The organism is Rhodococcus sp. BP22 (genome assembly GCF_014281965.1).
Taxonomy (GTDB): domain Bacteria; phylum Actinomycetota; class Actinomycetes; order Mycobacteriales; family Mycobacteriaceae; genus Rhodococcoides.
The window spans coordinates 67,645-82,663 of record NZ_JACFTB010000001.1; the positions used below are offsets into that span (position 1 = coordinate 67,645).

Below are 15,019 nucleotides of genomic sequence, written 5' to 3' on the forward strand. Positions count from 1 at the left end.
TTCGAAAGGCGCATCAGCGCAAGGGCACGCCGAGGAGTGCGTCGACGGCGTCGGCGAATGCACCGGGAGCGGTGGTGTCCGATCCCCCGCGCTCGACGGCGAAACTTGCCCACGCATCAAGTGCATCGAGAGCCCTCGGTGTGTCCAGATCGTCGGCCAAGTGCTGACGTAGGCGAACTACTGCGTCGTCAGCGCTGGCGGCCGATTCCAGTGCAGCTGCCTTGCGCCACAACGCCAACCGGGTATGTGCACGTTCGAGAACTTCGTCCGTCCACGGACGATCCTGACGGTAGTGCCCGGACAACAGACCCAACCGAACTGCAGCCGAATCGACATTGTCGGCGCGAAGCTTCGACACGAACACAAGGTTGCCGCGACTCTTCGACATCTTCTCGCCGTCCAGACCGATCATCCCGGTGTGCACATAATGCCGAGCGAACCGACCGCCACCGGATACAGCTTCGGCGTGCGCGGCCGAGAACTCGTGGTGCGGGAAGATGAGGTCGCTGCCGCCACCTTGCACATCGAAACCGGTCCCGATGCGATTGAGCGCAATGGCCGAGCACTCGATGTGCCAGCCCGGCCGGCCAGGACCGAACGGAGACGGCCACGACGGCTCACCCTTGCGCTCTGCACGCCACAGGAGGGCATCGATCGAGTCCTTCTTCCCTACTCGGTCAGGGTCGCCTCCACGCTCGGCGAAGAACTTGTCCATCGTCGCCCGGTCGTAACCCGACTCGTAACCGAACTCGGGCGTGGCGTCCGCACGGAAATACACATCGGGATACTCGGCGTCGTCGACGACGTATGCCGCACCCGAAGCGACCAGCTTCTCGACCATGTCGATGACCTCGTCGATGGATTCGACAGCGCCGATGTAATCACGCGGAGGCAGAACTCGGAGCGCCTCCATGTCCTCACGGAACAAGGCGATCTCACGATTACCCAGGTCGATCCAGCTTTCGCCGTCGCGGTCGGCTCGTTCGAAAAGTGGGTCGTCCACATCGGTGACGTTCTGCACGTAATGCACCTCGTGACCCGCGTCGCGCCACAGTCGGTTTACCAGGTCGAACGTCAGATATGTCGCGGCATGACCGAGATGCGTCGCGTCGTACGGGGTGATTCCACACACGTACATCTTCGCCACTTTGCCGGGCGTGACCGGTCGCACTTGCCGATCTGCCGTGTCGTAGAGCCGGAGCGTAGGCCCCTGGCCGGGGATCGAGGGAACGGCTGGTTCGGACCAAGACTGCATGAAGACGAGCCTAACGGAGAGGCTTCAGAAGGCGGGCCACGGTATCGGCCTGCTCGATCGTGGCTCCGGCATCACCGGATGTGCCACGAGCGCACGGGCTCGGCCGAGCAGGGCCTCGATCTCCTCGTCGGTGATGTGCCCACGAATTCGTGGTTCGACGACAGTGGCGAACGACTCTACGAAAGCGACGACGTCGGACATCGCAGCGTCGTCGATAGCGGTGCCGGCCCAACCCCACAGCACCGTTCGAAGCTTGTTCTGCGAGTGCAGACAAATGCCGTGGTCGACGCCGTAGACATATCCGTCCACCCCCTCGAGGGCGTGGCCGCCCTTCCGGTCGGCGTTGTTGATGAGTACATCCAGTACTGCCATCCGCTGCAGACGGGGATCGTCGGCATGAATGAGCGAGACTTCCTCGCCATCACCGTCGTAAGCCTGCATGACCGGTATCCATCCGGTCGGAACGAGGTCCGGCCTGCAGATATCGACCAGGTCGAACGTGCGGCCGTGCTCCCCGTCGCGGTCCGGCGTGTCGATCCACCGTTGCACCATCCCCGGGCCGAACGGACCGTCCCGAAGAATCGTGGTCGGAATCACATTCCAACCCAAAGAGTCCGACACCTCGTAGGACGCGATCTCTCGCCCGGCCAAGGTCCCATCGGGAAAGTCCCAAAGCGGCACTTCTCCGCGAACAGGCTTGTAGACGCACCGAACCGTGGACGTCTCACCGTCGTCCCCGGTGCCCGTTGCCTCGCAGACCAACGTCGCGTTGCTGGCCGACACCACTCGACCGATGATGGTCAACTCACCGGTTTCCATCACCTTGCGGCCCGCGAACGGCGGCCGGTCTTCGGTCAAAGCTCTTCGCCAAGTTCGCCGACCGAGCCGAAGGTGGCATCTCGTTTGTATCCGTTCGATCGAATACAGGTGTGTCCGTCCTGAGTCAGCGGCTCACCACACAGGGGGCACGGCGCACGGCCGGCAGCAATCACCCGCTCGGATCGAAGTGCGAACTCCCGGGCCGCGAGCGGCGTCAGGAAGACGCGAACTGCATCAGGACCTTCGTCGGTGTCATCGAGGACGACAGACTCGTCGACCTCTACCTCACTGATAGCCAGGAGTTCGACCACCACCGCGTTCGCATCCGCGTCCCAGCCCAGACCCATGGTCCCGACCCGAAACTCGGTATCGATCGGAGTCATCAACGGACTCGTGTCGCCCAGTTCGGTTTCCTCGGGCGGGAACTCCGCGCCGAACCGTCGTTGAACTTCATCCAGCAGCAAACCTATCCGGTCTGCGAGAACCTGCACCTGCTGCTTTTCGAGTGCGACCGAGACGACGCGGGCGTCGTGGACTGCCTGCAGAAAGAACGAACGATCGCCTGGCTCTCCCACGGTTCCCGCGACAAAACGATCAGGGGTGCGGAAAACATGTATTGCGCGTGGCATTGCACCTCCTGGAGCTTCATTCTCGGATCCGAAAACTCGGACCCGAACTTCATTATCCGCTATCGGCGGGCCTACGTTCCGGAACCGCCACCGGGCACCGCATCGGAGTCCATGCTCGATGCCGCCGGCACCGCAGGTACCAACGCGGTCAAGTCGAGACCGGTGTCGTTCGTCCGAAGCACGAACGGCCTGGTCGAGCTGTACCGGACGACACTGACGGAGGCAGGATCGGCAACGATACGTTGGAACGAATCCAAGTGGCAGCCCAATGCATCGGCGAGGATCGATTTGATGACGTCACCGTGTGAGCACGCCACCCAGAGGACGTCGCGGCCGTACTCCTCGGCGAGACGCGCGTCGTGTTCCCGGATTGCGAACACAGCCCGCGACTGCACCTGAGCCAGTCCCTCGCCACCAGGGAACACCGCCGCGGACGGGTGTTGCTGGACCACCTTCCACAGCGGTTCCTTCACTAGATCCTTGATCAATTTTCCCGTCCACGACCCGTAGTCGACCTCGATCAGCCGTTCGTCGACCGTCGGAGCCAGACCGCGCCGGGCGGCTAGAGGTGCAACCGTTTGCTCACACCGCTGCAGCGGTGAGTGCACGATCTCCTCGACCGGAAGCCCGCCCAATCTCTCCGCAACATGAGCGGCCTGTTCGAGTCCGCGGTCGTCGAGTGCGACACCGGCCGATCGCCCGGCCAGAGCACCCGCAGTATTCGCCGTCGAGCGGCCATGTCGCAGCAAGATCACCGTCATGGAACCCAGCCTAGGGCGTCTGGCGAATCAGGTGGCTGACACCACGCCCGCAGACAGCAGCGCCATCACGCCGATGCCGAGCACGATGCGATAGCCGACGAACCAGTACAGCGAGTGATTCGCAACGAACTTCAGCAGCCATGCGATCGAGGCGTAGCCGAGTGCGAACGCGACGATGGTCGCGACCAGCAACTGTGGGCCGGAGGCATTGAGACCTTCACCGGCCGGCTCGAATGCATCGGGCAGCGAGAACAGTCCGGACGCAGTCACAGCTGGTATGGCGAGCAGGAACGAGAACCGCACGGCTGCTTCGCGTTCGAGGCCCATGAACAGGCCTGCACTTGTGGTGGCGCCCGACCGCGACACACCGGGAATCAACGCCAGACATTGCGCGGCACCCATCACGAGCCCGTCCCGTGTGGTGATTTTTTCGAGTGGTCGCTTCTTGGAACCGAGGTACTCGGCGACTGCGATGACGATGGCGAACACGATGAGCATCGTTGCGATGAGCCACAAGTTGCGTGCCCCGGTTCGGATCTGGTCTTTGAACAGGATCCCCAACAGCCCGATCGGGATGGTGGCGATGATCACGTACCAACCGAGCCGATAGTCGAGATCGCGCGCAGCCTTGTCGAGGATGCCGCGGAACCAGGCCTTGACGATTCTCACGATGTCGCGCCAAAAGAACACGAGCACTGCCGCTTCGGTTCCGAGCTGTGTGACAGCGGTGAACGAAGCTCCTGCATCGGACCCGAAAAAGACGCTCGAGACGATTCGTAGGTGTCCTGACGACGATATCGGTAGGAACTCGGTCAACCCCTGCACAGCGCCGAGGATGATTGCCTGTAGCCAACTCATGGACTCACCGATCATCCTCGAACCTCCCCGAAGGTCGACGAGAGCAGAGGGGTTCGGCTGAGGAAAGGTGCGCAATTCACGGCCCGACGGTACCTGGCGCGGCTCGCCCGGATCGACCGGCACTCGCACCGCCGCCACCGGCGCACTACTCTGCTCACCTGGCGCCGTTTTCGTGATCGACTCAGAAAACCGACACCATCACAATCGACAAGGAATGTTGAAAAACTATGAAGCAGCGATCAGTCGGCTCCAGTGGCCTGCGCGTGTCGAGGATCGGGCTCGGCACGCTCGGATGGGGCAGCGGCACCGACGGTGACGACGCGGCTGCCCAACTCGCTGCCTTCGCCGACGCCGGAGGAACACTCGTCGACACCTCACCCGTCTACGGGGATGGACGAGCGCAACGAGTGCTCGCGGAGGTCCTCGACGACGTGGTCCCGCGCTCGAACCTCATCGTGAGCAGTGCAGCCGGTATCGAAACCGCGAGTGGGCACTACCGCGTCGACTGCTCTCGGCGCGCCCTGCTGGGTCAACTCGATGCGACGCTGCGTGATTTGGGTACCGACTACCTCGATCTGTGGCAAGTGGCGGCGTGGGATGCGAGCACGCCCGTGGACGAGATCGCGTCCACCTTGGACTACGCCGTATCGAGCGGAAAAGTCCGGTACGTCGGCGCACGTGGCTATCTCGGCTGGCAACTCGCGACTGCGGCTGGAGCCGCAGGCGCAGGCCGCATCGTCGCGACGCAGGCCGAGTATTCACTTCTTGCCCGCGGCATCGAGGACGAATTGCTGCCGGCCGCGCGTCATCACGGTGTCGGCATCCTCGCTGCGGTCCCATTGGCCGGCGGAGTACTGACCGGAAAATATCGAAACGGCACGCCGGCGGATTCGCGAGGTGCCGACGATCTCCACGCAGGATCGCTTGCCGGCTACCTCACCGACGCTGCCGTCAACGTCGTCGATGCGGCCGTCATGGCCGCAAGTGGCCTGCAAACTTCACCTCTGGCAGTGGCCTTGGCCTGGGCGCGCGATCGCCCGGGTGTGAGCTCGGCGATAGTCGGAGCCCGGGACCTCGCGCAATTGACCGGGGTACTCGTCGCGGAAGACCTCGAGTTGCCTGCGGCTATCACTTCGGCGTTGGACGACGTCAGTAGCTGACCGCGTGCCCACGCCGTCACGTTCTGCCGCGTCCGAATTCGGTCGAGGATCGACCCGACGCGCTGCAGAAACGACAGTGGGTTCGACGACTCCGGCGAGCCCGGGATCAGCTCGTGGGTAGTCCGGGAGTGTCGACTTCCGACCCATCAGGCAGGGTGGACTCGACACTTCGTTCCGCGACGCCACACCGTGGCACCCTTCAGACGCACGATCACAGTATCCAGGAGCAGGCATTCCCATGAGAGACAGACGTTTGCGGTGGCGAACTCTCGCCGCGGTCGCGGCAACCTCGACGATCTTGTTGGTGGCCGGTTGTTCGGGTGACGGAGCCGACGCACCCGATCCGGTAAGCGTCGAACCCCTGGCCGGAGTCAGCTCCCCCGAAACCTCGACTCCCCCAGCGGGAAGCATCACGGCGTCTCCATCCGGGATCCACTTCACCACGTTCGACACTGCCACGCGCAGCGTTCTCGCGCTCGACGACAGTTTTTCGAACCTGCTGGTGTTCGATACATCCGACGGCAACGCCGAACCTCGTGCAATATCGCTACCGGGCAAGGCAGCCACCATGGTGGCCCCCGGCGACGGCACAGTCGTACTGCCGATGAACGGAAGCCTCGCACGCGTCGATATAGGCGACTCGAAGGTCACCTCGACGAAAGTAGACGCGAATCTACTCAGTGCCGCTGTTCTAGAGGACGGCAGAACAGCTGTAGGAGATGATCGTGGTTCGGTTCACATTCTCGAGCAAGACGGGACCGAATCGCAGACCATAGACGGTTTGACCTCAGTCGACGCGCTCGCCTCGACCATGTACGGACTTACTGCTCTGGATCGCGATCAGACCTCGGTCACCGTCGTCGACATCGACAAAGGTTCCCTCGGCATCGCCCTCCGCGCCGGCGAGGGTGCAGCCGAGCTGGCCACCGACCGGTTCGGGCGAATCCTGGTTACGGATGCCACCGGAGAAGAACTGCTTGTGTTCTCCTCGGATGACTTGTTGTTGCGTCAGCGCTTTCCTGTCGATGCTCAGCCATGGGCGGTCACCTACGACAACCAGTCGGACGTCGTCTGGATCAGCGTGCCCGCCATCAATGAAGTTGTCGGATACACCCTCGACACGGGAATTCCTGTGGAGGTTTCCAGGTTCCCGACCGTAAGGCAGCCAGACTCCCTTGCGATCGACTCCGCGACGGGTGACTTGCTTGTAGGGTCGGCCGCCGGTGAGGGATTGCAGCGAATACCGGTTGGCGAGCCCCGGTAGAGGCAAAGAGAGTCGAGGCGACAACCCACGGTGTCGAAGAATCGTTACGGGAGCGGACGCTTCCCGCGAGAGTGGGACTTGACGTCCGAGGAGTGGGAATACGTTCCACTCCGCCTGCCCCCAGATGTCACACGGGTGGCAGCCTCGATGCGGCTTGCCATCCAGGCCGAGTTCGGCGGTTGGGAACTCTCACACGTGCGCGTCTACACCGATGGAAGTCGGCGGGTGCTGCTCAAGCGAAAGAAAACTGCCCAGCACATACCCGATCCTGGAATATGAGACAAAGAACGAAGACGGAAAGAAGAACCGTGGGCCAGACCTTGTACAGAGCACTGCTTCGGTTGATGTTTTTGCTGCAGCCGGAGCGAATCCACCATCTCGCGTTCGCGACCATGCGCACGCTGACCTCCTTTGCTCCGACGAGGAAGCTTCTCTCGCAGGTATTCGTGGTCGACGATCCACTACTTCGAAGCACAGTTTTCGGCGTGAACTTCCCCAGGCCACTCGGTCTTGCTGCAGGTTTCGACAAGAACGCCGACGGCGTGGATGCCTGGGGGCCGCTGGGCTTCGGGTTCGCCGAGGTAGGCACGGTCACCGCGCAACCGCAGCCCGGTAATCCGACTCCCAGGCTGTTCCGGCTGCCTGCGGACCGCGCTCTGATCAACCGCATGGGCTTCAACAACCACGGCGCCGGCAATGCCGCCAACGTGCTGAGGAACCGCCGAGGCGGTGTACCGATCGGCGCGAACATCGGGAAGACGAAGGTCACGCTCCCCGCCGACGCTGCTGCCGACTACACCACAAGCGCAACGCTTCTCGGGCCGCTGTCCGACTTCTTGGTGGTGAACGTCAGCTCACCGAACACACCGGGCTTGCGGGATCTTCAGGCTGTCGCGTCTCTACGTCCCATCCTCGAGGCGGTGCAAAGTGTCGTCACGGTCCCCATCCTGGTGAAGATCGCACCCGACCTGTCCGATGAGGACATAGACGCCATCGCCGACCTTGCTGTCGAGTTGGGACTGGACGGTATCGTCGCGACCAATACGACGATCGACAGGTCGGGGCTGCGCACTTCGGCCGAGGAGGTCGAGTCGATCGGAGCCGGCGGATTGTCGGGTGCACCCTTGGCAGACCGCTCGCTCGTGGTTCTACGACGGCTGTACGCCCGGGTGGGGACACGCATTGCCCTCATCTCGGTCGGTGGCATCGAGTCGGTGGATCAAGCCTGGGAACGCATCACCGCGGGCGCGTCACTGATCCAGGGCTACACAGGTTTCATCTATGGGGGCCCGTTCTGGATGCGTCGAATCAACAAGGGCATCGCCGGCAAATTGCGAGCGCACGGGTTCACGTCGTTGTCGGACGCGGTCGGATCGGACCACCGCAGCAGCTGACCCGTCGAACACGGCCGTGCTGCGCGCTCCGCACAGCACGGCCGTGTGCTGGGGTCGAGGACTTGTCGCCCGCCGCCCGCTGGGCCTCGCACATGCCATCTGCTGCGGGTGAAGCCCTGCGTCAGCTCAGGCGTCGAATGGCATCGACCGGTGACCAGACGCCGTCGCGTGATCTGGTGAGCGGGTAGCAGCACAGCCCCAGAAGCACCGCAGTGAAGTGACCGACCGCGGTGAAGTTCACATCGACGAACAGCGGAACTGCATAGAACACCAATACGCCAGCGAAATACACGTACCGCCAAGGTGAGGCGATCCGGTAGGTCAGTATCGCGATCACTCCTGCGAGTCCGTAGCTGACACCGACGTCCAGGGTAGTGACCGCCGACTCGGGTGCATAGCCGTGTTGGATCGCCCAGTACAACACCCCTTCACTCACATAGGTAGCGCCGACGTGGGAGACAACGACCACGGACACCCATCGCAGTGTCCCCAACCACCGCTCCCCCGGCACATGAAAAATGTTGTACAGGACAAAGTAGGTAAGCCATCCCCCACCTTCGAGCCAGAACGCGCTCGCGATCAAAACCCGAACCGGGTCTTGGGAAAGGTGGTGCAGGTTGGTGGACCGATTGCCCAACAACACATCGAGAGTGTCCGGCGACAAATGCCTCATCGTTATCGTCGTCACCAGCAGAATCGCCAGCCAGACGAAGGTGCCCGGCGCCCGGCGGACATAAGATCCGGCAGCACGCACGTACCTCAGAGGTCGCGACGAAACCGATCCATTCATCGACGGACCTCGATTACTGTGTCAACTCGAGCGGACGATCATCTGCGATCGGCGGAACCCTACGCTGAACGCTGTTGAACATATCGACTCCCGTTCGCCGCCGGGTGAGTGCTTCCGCGCGGTCGCACCGAACTCGGGACTACTCCCGACTACGCAAACCTTGCAGCCTCTGGAGGATCGGTCCTCACCCACCAGGGATGAAGACTGACCGTCTCACCCCTCGCGGGCCTCATCGAGCTTCGTACACCCCCGTCAGGATGGCTCGCCCGATCGCGTGTGAGAACAGGTTGAAACCGAGAAACGCCGGCGTTGCTGTCTCGTCCACTTCCAATCGCTCGACGTCGACCGCATGGACCACGAACATGTAGCGGTGCGGTCCATGACCGGCTGGAGGTGCCGCGCCGATGTACCGAAACAGACCCGCATCGTTCTTCAACGTGACAGCAGCACTGGGAACACCCGTACCGCCATCGTCACCGGCACCCGCGACGAGCGAAGTCGTGTCGACTGGGATGTTCGCCACCGCCCAGTGCCAGAAACCCGAAGCCGTCGGTGCGTCCGGGTCGAAGACGGTGAGCGCGAAGCTTTTGGTGCCTTCCGGAAACCCGGACCAGGACAGTTGCGGTGAATTGTCGTGGCCACCGGCGCCCATGATTCCGCTCAACTGCTGGCTATCGAGAGTTCCACCGTCCTCCACATCCTCCGAGGTGAGTTCGAAGGAAGGCAGTGCGGGAAGTGCGTCGTAAGGGTTGTACGCCATCAAATGATCCTTTCGATTCAGCTGTGCAGCAGAAAGTGTTCCAACACCTGTGTACCGAACTCCAGTGAACTGACCGGTACCCTTTCGTCCACTCCGTGAAACAGGGCTGCGAAGTCGAGTTCGGGCGGCAATTTCAGCGGCGCGAAGCCGAAGCATCGAATACCCAAGCGCGCGAAGGCCTTTGCATCCGTACCACCCGACAACATGTAGGGAACCGTACGTCCGTTCTCGTCGTGTGCAAGTATCGCGTCGTTCATGGCGTCGACGAGGTGCCCGTCGAATGTCGTCTCGTAGGAGTCGAGCTTGGTGACCCACTCGCGTTCGACGTTGGGCCCGATCAGTTCGTCCACTTCCCGCTCGAACGCGGCCTGACGCCCGGGGACCACCCGGCAATCGATCATCGCCTCGGCCGTCTGCGGAATCACGTTTGCCTTGTATCCGGCTTTGAGCATCGTCGGGTTGGCGGTATCTCGCAACGTCGCGCCCACGATCCGCGCGATGCTGCCGAGTTTGAGCAAGGTGCCGTCGAGATCCGGGCTCGTCGGGTCGAAATCGAGTCCGGTTTCCTCGGCCACCGCTGCGAGGAACTCGGCAACAGAATCGGAGATCACCAACGGGAATGTGTGGTTGCCGAGCTTGGCCACAGCTTCTGCCAGGTAGGTCACCGCATTCTCTTCGTGCAGAAACGACCCGTGTCCGGCTCTCGCCTTCGCAGTGAGTTTCATCCAGCCGAGACCCTTCTCTGCCGTCTCGACCATGTACAGCCGCTTCTCGGTGCCGTCCGGCCTGGCGACGGTCAAGGAGAAGCCCCCGACCTCGCCGACGGCTTCGGTGACACCTTCGAACAGGTCGGGACGATGCTCGACGAGCCACTGTGAGCCGTACTTCCCACCGTTCTCTTCGTCGGCAAGGAAGGCGAAAAGAATATTGCGTGGTGGAACAGTGCCGTTCGATTTGAATTGTCGAGCCAGCGCCAGCGCCATTCCCACCATGTCTTTCATATCGATCGCGCCGCGACCCCACACGTACCCGTCTTCGACAGCGCCGGAGAACGGATGCACACTCCAGTCCGCAGGCTCTGCCGGGACGACGTCGAGATGCCCGTGGATCAACAAAGTACCGCGGCTCTGGTCCGCACCCGGCAACATCGCGAATACATTCCCACGGCCGGGGGCACCGGATTCGACGTACTCGGTCTCGTACCCGACCTCGTGAAGTTTCTGCGCCACCCACTCGGCGCACTCCTTCTCACCCTTGGTCGTTTCGAGTTCGCCGGTGTTGGAGGTGTCGAATCTGATCAAAGCGCTGACGAGGTCGACGACCTCGTCCAATGCGGTCGTCGGGGCAGGGTCGGGATGGGGATGATCGGCGGAAGACACCCCACGTTCCTACCACCCGGACCAGAGCTATGGGCGAACTGACGTGGGGATTTGGGCGATAGGCCACCCGTCGTATATCTTTGTCCAGCACGCAGCGAGCAGGCGTGCGAACAAGATGTGTACACCGTGTTGCTGGTTTTTTTCAGTGCACAACTGGTCCGAGTGGCGGAATGGCAGACGCGCTAGCTTGAGGTGCTAGTGTCCTATTAACGGACGTGGGGGTTCAAGTCCCCCCTCGGACACCAGGGAATTGCACAAGATTTTGTGTATATGTTCCAGAAGTTCTGCGTTGAGACAGACGACATAGGCCCCGATTCCCCGGAATCGGGGCCTATGTCGTTTTCGCACGTAGCAAGGAGAGGAAGACGGATGGTCGACGGGAACGCTGTTGTCGATTCGGAGTTGCTCGGTTCGTCGACCGAGTGCTCGGCGATCGAGCCGGCCGATCTCGCGATCTGCCTCCGTGTCCTCGCCCAGGCTGGGTCGCTGGACAAGGATCATCCTGATTCGATTGTCGTACAACGCGCCTCGGGGCAACTGTTCAAGGACCTGAAGCGGGCACGCCGTGTCGCTGCACGTTCGGCCAAGTCGGATGCCGATCGGGCAGTTGTCGAGGCAACCGCCACCGGGTCACCGGATCGTATCGACGACGAGACCGCGGGCATATCGCTGACCTCGCGGACCGAAACCGAGTTCGCAGGCACGTTGATTCGCCCTCGCCCGTGCTACATCTGTAAACAGCGCTACACGCTGGTCGACTCGTTCTATCATCAGCTTTGCCCGGACTGCGCAGCCTTGAACCGGAGCAAACGTAATGCCACTACCGATCTGACCGGGCGCACCGCACTGCTCACCGGTGGGCGAGCCAAGATCGGTATGTACATCGCGCTGCGACTCTTGCGGGACGGCGCGCATACGACGATCACGACGCGCTTCCCCAATGACGCTGTCCGCAGATTCGCTGCGATGCCGGACAGCGACAAGTGGCTCCACCGGCTCCGTATCGTTGGAATCGATCTGCGCGACCCGGCTCAGGTTGTCGCACTTGCAGATTCGGTGGCCGCTCATGGACCGCTCGACATCCTGATCAACAACGCAGCGCAAACGGTGAAGCGCTCGGTAGGTGCATACAGTGCGCTCGCAGACGGTGAGTCGACACCGCTGTCCTTGGACTTCATCCCAGCCGGGTCTCGGCCGGAAGTGACGAAGTTCGGCACGACGAGTGATGCGCATCCCGCGTCGCTGGCGAGTTCGCTGCCGGAGACCGCTATCACCGCGGGCGGTCGTGAATCCCTCACCGCTGAGGCCGTCGCATCTCTTGCGCTGGTTGCGGGATCGGCTAGCGCCGATCGAATCGAGCAGGGCATCGCTATCGACGCCGGTGGACTCGTGCCGGATCTGGCAGATACGAACAGTTGGATACACACCGTCGAGCAAGTCGATCCGGTGGAACTGCTCGAAGTTCAGCTTTGCAATTCGGTGGCACCGTTCATTTTGGTCTCCCGTCTGCGCGCAGCCATGGAAGCCTCGACTGCCCGCCGCAAGTACATCGTGAACGTCTCGGCGATGGAGGGGCAGTTCAGTCGGGCGTACAAGGGTCCCGGACACCCGCACACCAACATGGCCAAGGCCGCGCTCAATATGCTCACCCGAACGAGCGCCAAAGAAATGCTCGATCACGGAATCCTGATGAGCGCCGTCGATACCGGTTGGATCACCGACGAACGACCCCACCCGACGAAGATGCGGTTGGCGGACGAGGGATTCCACGCGCCACTCGATCTTGTCGACGGTGCGGCGCGTGTCTACGACCCCATCGTGCAAGGCGAGGCGGGTATCGATCTGTACGGCCAGTTCCTCAAGGACTACGGCCCCTCACCCTGGTGATGTCGCCTCCTGGGCAGTAGCCACCATGATCGGCCCTCGCACGTTTGTGCTGCGACACTCGAGGGAATACCGGTTTGCGAAGATCGGGTCTCGGGCGTGGTGACGGATAGGCGGTTGGGGTATGGGCGACGATGTCGAACAGCGGAAGTTCACCAGGGAGGACCGTCATCGGTTCCGACAGAAGGTTCAGGACTGCCTCGATGCACTCGCGATCATGCTTGCGGAACAGACATTCGAGGTCGGTCAACCGCAAATAGGGATGGAGATCGAACTCAATCTCGTCGACGAAGCCATGGCACCTGCGATGGCCAACGCGACCGTCCTCGACGCGATTGCCGACCCGGACTTTCAGACGGAACTCGGCCAGTTCAACATCGAGATCAACGTCGAACCACGACCGTTGCGCGGCAGCAGCATCGAAGATCTCGAACGCGATCTGCGGACTTCGCTCAATGCTGCTGACGAGCGTGCACGGGCGTCGGGTAGCAGACTCGCGATGATCGGAATGCTGCCGACGTTGACCGAGAAGCACTTCGAGCATCGCTGGTTGTCGGCGAACCCCAGGTACGACCTCCTCAACCAACAGATCTTTGCCGCTCGCGGCGAGGATATCGAACTCGATATCCTCGGGGTCCGGTTGCCCGGAGCAGATTCTGCCGAGATGTTGTCGACAATCACGGACACGATCCTGCCCGAAGCGGCCTGCACGTCGGTGCAACTCCACCTACAGGTGGCCCCGGAAGAATTCGCCTCGCATTGGAATGCCGCGCAGGCGCTCGCCGGGGTACAGGTGGCGCTCGCGGCCAATTCACCGTTCCTTGCCGGCCGTGCACTGTGGCACGAGACTCGTATCCCGTTGTTCGAGCAGGCAACCGACACCAGGCCGAAGGAATTGGTGAATCAAGGAGTACGGCCGAGGGTCTGGTTCGGTGAACGATGGATCACCTCGATCTTCGACCTGTTCGAGGAGAACTCACGATACTTTCCAGCGCTGCTGCCCGTCTGCAGCGACGAGGATCCACTGGCAGCGTTGGCGGAGGGCGTGACACCGAACCTGTCCGAGTTGCGCATGCACAACGGGACCGTCTATCGCTGGAATCGGCCCATCTACGATCGCTCGTCCGGCGGTCACCACATTCGGCTCGAGAACAGGGTGCTACCCGCCGGTCCGTCGATCGTGGACACGCTCGCTGACGCCGCGTTCTACTACGGGACCGTCCGCTCGCTCGCAGACGCCGATAGGCCACTGTGGTCGCAGATGTCGTTCGATGCGGCTGAGGAAAACTTGCATTCAGCCGCTCGAGGCGGATTCGATTCTCGGCTCTACTGGCCGGAAGTAGGTTCGGTGAGTCCGCAGGAATTGGTCCTTCGACGGCTATTACCGATGGCAGACGCCGGGCTCGCGTCCTACGGCGTGGATGTCGCCGTGCGCGAGAAGTATCTCGGCATAATCGAGGGCCGCTGCTTGGCTCGACGTTCGGGCTCGGTCTGGCAACGCGAGGCGGTAGTGGCGCGCGAGCGTGCGGGAGAGGACCGAGAGTCCGCGCTGGCCGGGATGCTCGGTGACTACATCACATTGATGAACGAAGGCGAACCGGTCCACACCTGGTCTTTCTGACCCTCTGGGGGCATAGGATCGGTTCATGATGTTCCGGGCGCTGGCCGACATCACGGTAGCGGCGCACCTCGCGTTCGTCGTGTATGTCGTTGCGGGCGGTTTTCTGGCCTGGCGCTATCGACGCACAATTTGGCTGCATGGCGCCGCAGTGGCGTGGGGGTTCGTCTCGATAGTGATCGGCGTCGATTGCCCGCTGACCCAACTCGAAAGCTGGGCCCGAGTGCGCGGCGGCGGATCAGCGCTGCCGTCTACCGGTTTCATCGACTACTACCTCACCGGGGTCGTCTACCCCGAAAGCATGCTCGGCGTGGTTCGGTTTGCGGCTATCTGCACCGTCGCCATCTCGTGGGCGGGATTTATGGTGCTCCGGTCGCGGTCGCGGCACTTCAGCGCAACCTGATCGAGGATGGTGGGCGTCGTCGACTCTCGGCGTGATGCACGTTAC

General features: G+C 62.3%; 15 protein-coding genes and 1 tRNA gene. 8 read left to right on the top strand and 8 right to left on the bottom strand.

From position 1 onward, the window contains the following. Nucleotides 1-13 precede the first annotated feature (13 nt). The 5 genes from mshC to H2510_RS00295 all read right to left on the bottom strand — a co-directional run bounded on the left by mshC (nucleotide 14) and on the right by H2510_RS00295 (nucleotide 4,334). Nucleotides 14-1,255, bottom strand: a complete 1,242-nt coding sequence (mshC, locus tag H2510_RS00275) for a cysteine--1-D-myo-inosityl 2-amino-2-deoxy-alpha-D-glucopyranoside ligase (RefSeq protein WP_186626445.1) — start codon at nucleotides 1,253-1,255, stop codon at nucleotides 14-16. Nucleotides 1,256-1,279: 24 nt separating this feature from the next. Continuing rightward, nucleotides 1,280-2,074: an SCO1664 family protein gene (locus tag H2510_RS00280; RefSeq protein ID WP_168708402.1), complete on the bottom strand. Its 795-nt coding sequence runs from the start codon at nucleotides 2,072-2,074 to the stop codon at nucleotides 1,280-1,282. Nucleotides 2,075-2,109: 35 nt separating this feature from the next. Then, a complete protein-coding gene (locus H2510_RS00285) occupies nucleotides 2,110-2,703 on the bottom strand; it encodes a DUF3090 domain-containing protein (protein WP_136169015.1) in 594 nt (197 codons plus the stop codon). Nucleotides 2,704-2,774: 71 nt separating this feature from the next. Continuing rightward, entirely contained in the window at nucleotides 2,775-3,464 is a 690-nt protein-coding gene (locus tag H2510_RS00290; RefSeq protein ID WP_186626446.1) for a histidine phosphatase family protein, read from the bottom strand. Nucleotides 3,465-3,491: 27 nt separating this feature from the next. After that, nucleotides 3,492-4,334 (bottom strand): undecaprenyl-diphosphate phosphatase, encoded by an 843-nt coding sequence (locus H2510_RS00295; RefSeq protein WP_186627042.1) that lies wholly within the window; start codon nucleotides 4,332-4,334, stop codon nucleotides 3,492-3,494. Between the two features lie 215 nt (nucleotides 4,335-4,549). On the opposite strand from H2510_RS00295, the gene H2510_RS00300 reads away from it, so the two are divergent. The 4 genes from H2510_RS00300 to H2510_RS00315 all read left to right on the top strand — a co-directional run bounded on the left by H2510_RS00300 (nucleotide 4,550) and on the right by H2510_RS00315 (nucleotide 8,140). Next, nucleotides 4,550-5,482 (top strand): aldo/keto reductase, encoded by a 933-nt coding sequence (locus H2510_RS00300; RefSeq protein ID WP_186626447.1) that lies wholly within the window; start codon nucleotides 4,550-4,552, stop codon nucleotides 5,480-5,482. Nucleotides 5,483-5,720: 238 nt separating this feature from the next. Continuing rightward, nucleotides 5,721-6,746 (top strand): YncE family protein, encoded by a 1,026-nt coding sequence (locus tag H2510_RS00305; RefSeq protein WP_186626448.1) that lies wholly within the window; start codon nucleotides 5,721-5,723, stop codon nucleotides 6,744-6,746. Nucleotides 6,747-6,824: 78 nt separating this feature from the next. Beyond that, on the top strand, nucleotides 6,825-7,025 hold the full coding sequence (locus H2510_RS00310; RefSeq protein ID WP_222438180.1) for a DUF5703 family protein: 201 nt from the start codon (nucleotides 6,825-6,827) through the stop codon (nucleotides 7,023-7,025). A gap of 41 nt (nucleotides 7,026-7,066) precedes the next feature. Next, nucleotides 7,067-8,140, top strand: a complete 1,074-nt coding sequence (locus H2510_RS00315) for a quinone-dependent dihydroorotate dehydrogenase (RefSeq protein WP_186627043.1) — start codon at nucleotides 7,067-7,069, stop codon at nucleotides 8,138-8,140. A 121-nt stretch (nucleotides 8,141-8,261) separates the two neighbouring features. Here the strand turns inward: H2510_RS00315 and H2510_RS00320 are convergent, their stop codons facing one another. From H2510_RS00320 to H2510_RS00330, 3 genes are all read right to left on the bottom strand, one after another. After that, nucleotides 8,262-8,930, bottom strand: coding sequence for a rhomboid-like protein (locus H2510_RS00320; protein ID WP_186626450.1), 669 nt, complete (start codon nucleotides 8,928-8,930; stop codon nucleotides 8,262-8,264). 229 nt (nucleotides 8,931-9,159) lie between these two features. After that, entirely contained in the window at nucleotides 9,160-9,690 is a 531-nt protein-coding gene (locus tag H2510_RS00325) for a YbhB/YbcL family Raf kinase inhibitor-like protein (protein WP_186626451.1), read from the bottom strand. Between the two features lie 17 nt (nucleotides 9,691-9,707). Continuing rightward, the gene (locus tag H2510_RS00330) at nucleotides 9,708-11,021 is read right to left on the bottom strand and encodes a M20/M25/M40 family metallo-hydrolase (protein ID WP_186627044.1); all 1,314 of its coding nucleotides are present in this window, start codon (nucleotides 11,019-11,021) and stop codon (nucleotides 9,708-9,710) included. Between the two features lie 204 nt (nucleotides 11,022-11,225). On the opposite strand from H2510_RS00330, the gene H2510_RS00335 reads away from it, so the two are divergent. The 4 genes from H2510_RS00335 (at nucleotide 11,226) to H2510_RS00350 (ending at nucleotide 14,974) form a co-directional block, all read left to right on the top strand. After that, nucleotides 11,226-11,314: transfer RNA gene (locus H2510_RS00335), tRNA-Leu, on the top strand. A gap of 124 nt (nucleotides 11,315-11,438) precedes the next feature. Continuing rightward, complete coding sequence (locus H2510_RS00340) at nucleotides 11,439-12,956, top strand: SDR family oxidoreductase (protein WP_186626452.1); 1,518 nt, start codon at nucleotides 11,439-11,441, stop codon at nucleotides 12,954-12,956. 121 nt (nucleotides 12,957-13,077) lie between these two features. Continuing rightward, nucleotides 13,078-14,574 (top strand): glutamate-cysteine ligase family protein, encoded by a 1,497-nt coding sequence (locus tag H2510_RS00345; protein WP_186626453.1) that lies wholly within the window; start codon nucleotides 13,078-13,080, stop codon nucleotides 14,572-14,574. Between the two features lie 25 nt (nucleotides 14,575-14,599). Then, a complete protein-coding gene (locus tag H2510_RS00350) occupies nucleotides 14,600-14,974 on the top strand; it encodes a DUF2784 domain-containing protein (RefSeq protein ID WP_186626454.1) in 375 nt (124 codons plus the stop codon). Nucleotides 14,975-15,019: the final 45 nt, after the last annotated feature.

Coding starts and splice junctions, on each gene's coding strand:
- mshC (WP_186626445.1), bottom strand. CDS start 1,255: ATGCAGTCTTGGTCCGAACCAGCCGTTCCCTCGATCCCCGGCCAGGGG.
- H2510_RS00280 (WP_168708402.1), bottom strand. CDS start 2,074: ATGGAAACCGGTGAGTTGACCATCATCGGTCGAGTGGTGTCGGCCAGC.
- H2510_RS00285 (WP_136169015.1), bottom strand. CDS start 2,703: ATGCCACGCGCAATACATGTTTTCCGCACCCCTGATCGTTTTGTCGCG.
- H2510_RS00290 (WP_186626446.1), bottom strand. CDS start 3,464: ATGACGGTGATCTTGCTGCGACATGGCCGCTCGACGGCGAATACTGCG.
- H2510_RS00300 (WP_186626447.1), top strand. CDS start 4,550: ATGAAGCAGCGATCAGTCGGCTCCAGTGGCCTGCGCGTGTCGAGGATC.
- H2510_RS00305 (WP_186626448.1), top strand. CDS start 5,721: ATGAGAGACAGACGTTTGCGGTGGCGAACTCTCGCCGCGGTCGCGGCA.
- H2510_RS00320 (WP_186626450.1), bottom strand. CDS start 8,930: ATGAATGGATCGGTTTCGTCGCGACCTCTGAGGTACGTGCGTGCTGCC.
- H2510_RS00325 (WP_186626451.1), bottom strand. CDS start 9,690: ATGGCGTACAACCCTTACGACGCACTTCCCGCACTGCCTTCCTTCGAA.
- H2510_RS00340 (WP_186626452.1), top strand. CDS start 11,439: ATGGTCGACGGGAACGCTGTTGTCGATTCGGAGTTGCTCGGTTCGTCG.
- H2510_RS00345 (WP_186626453.1), top strand. CDS start 13,078: ATGGGCGACGATGTCGAACAGCGGAAGTTCACCAGGGAGGACCGTCAT.
- H2510_RS00350 (WP_186626454.1), top strand. CDS start 14,600: ATGATGTTCCGGGCGCTGGCCGACATCACGGTAGCGGCGCACCTCGCG.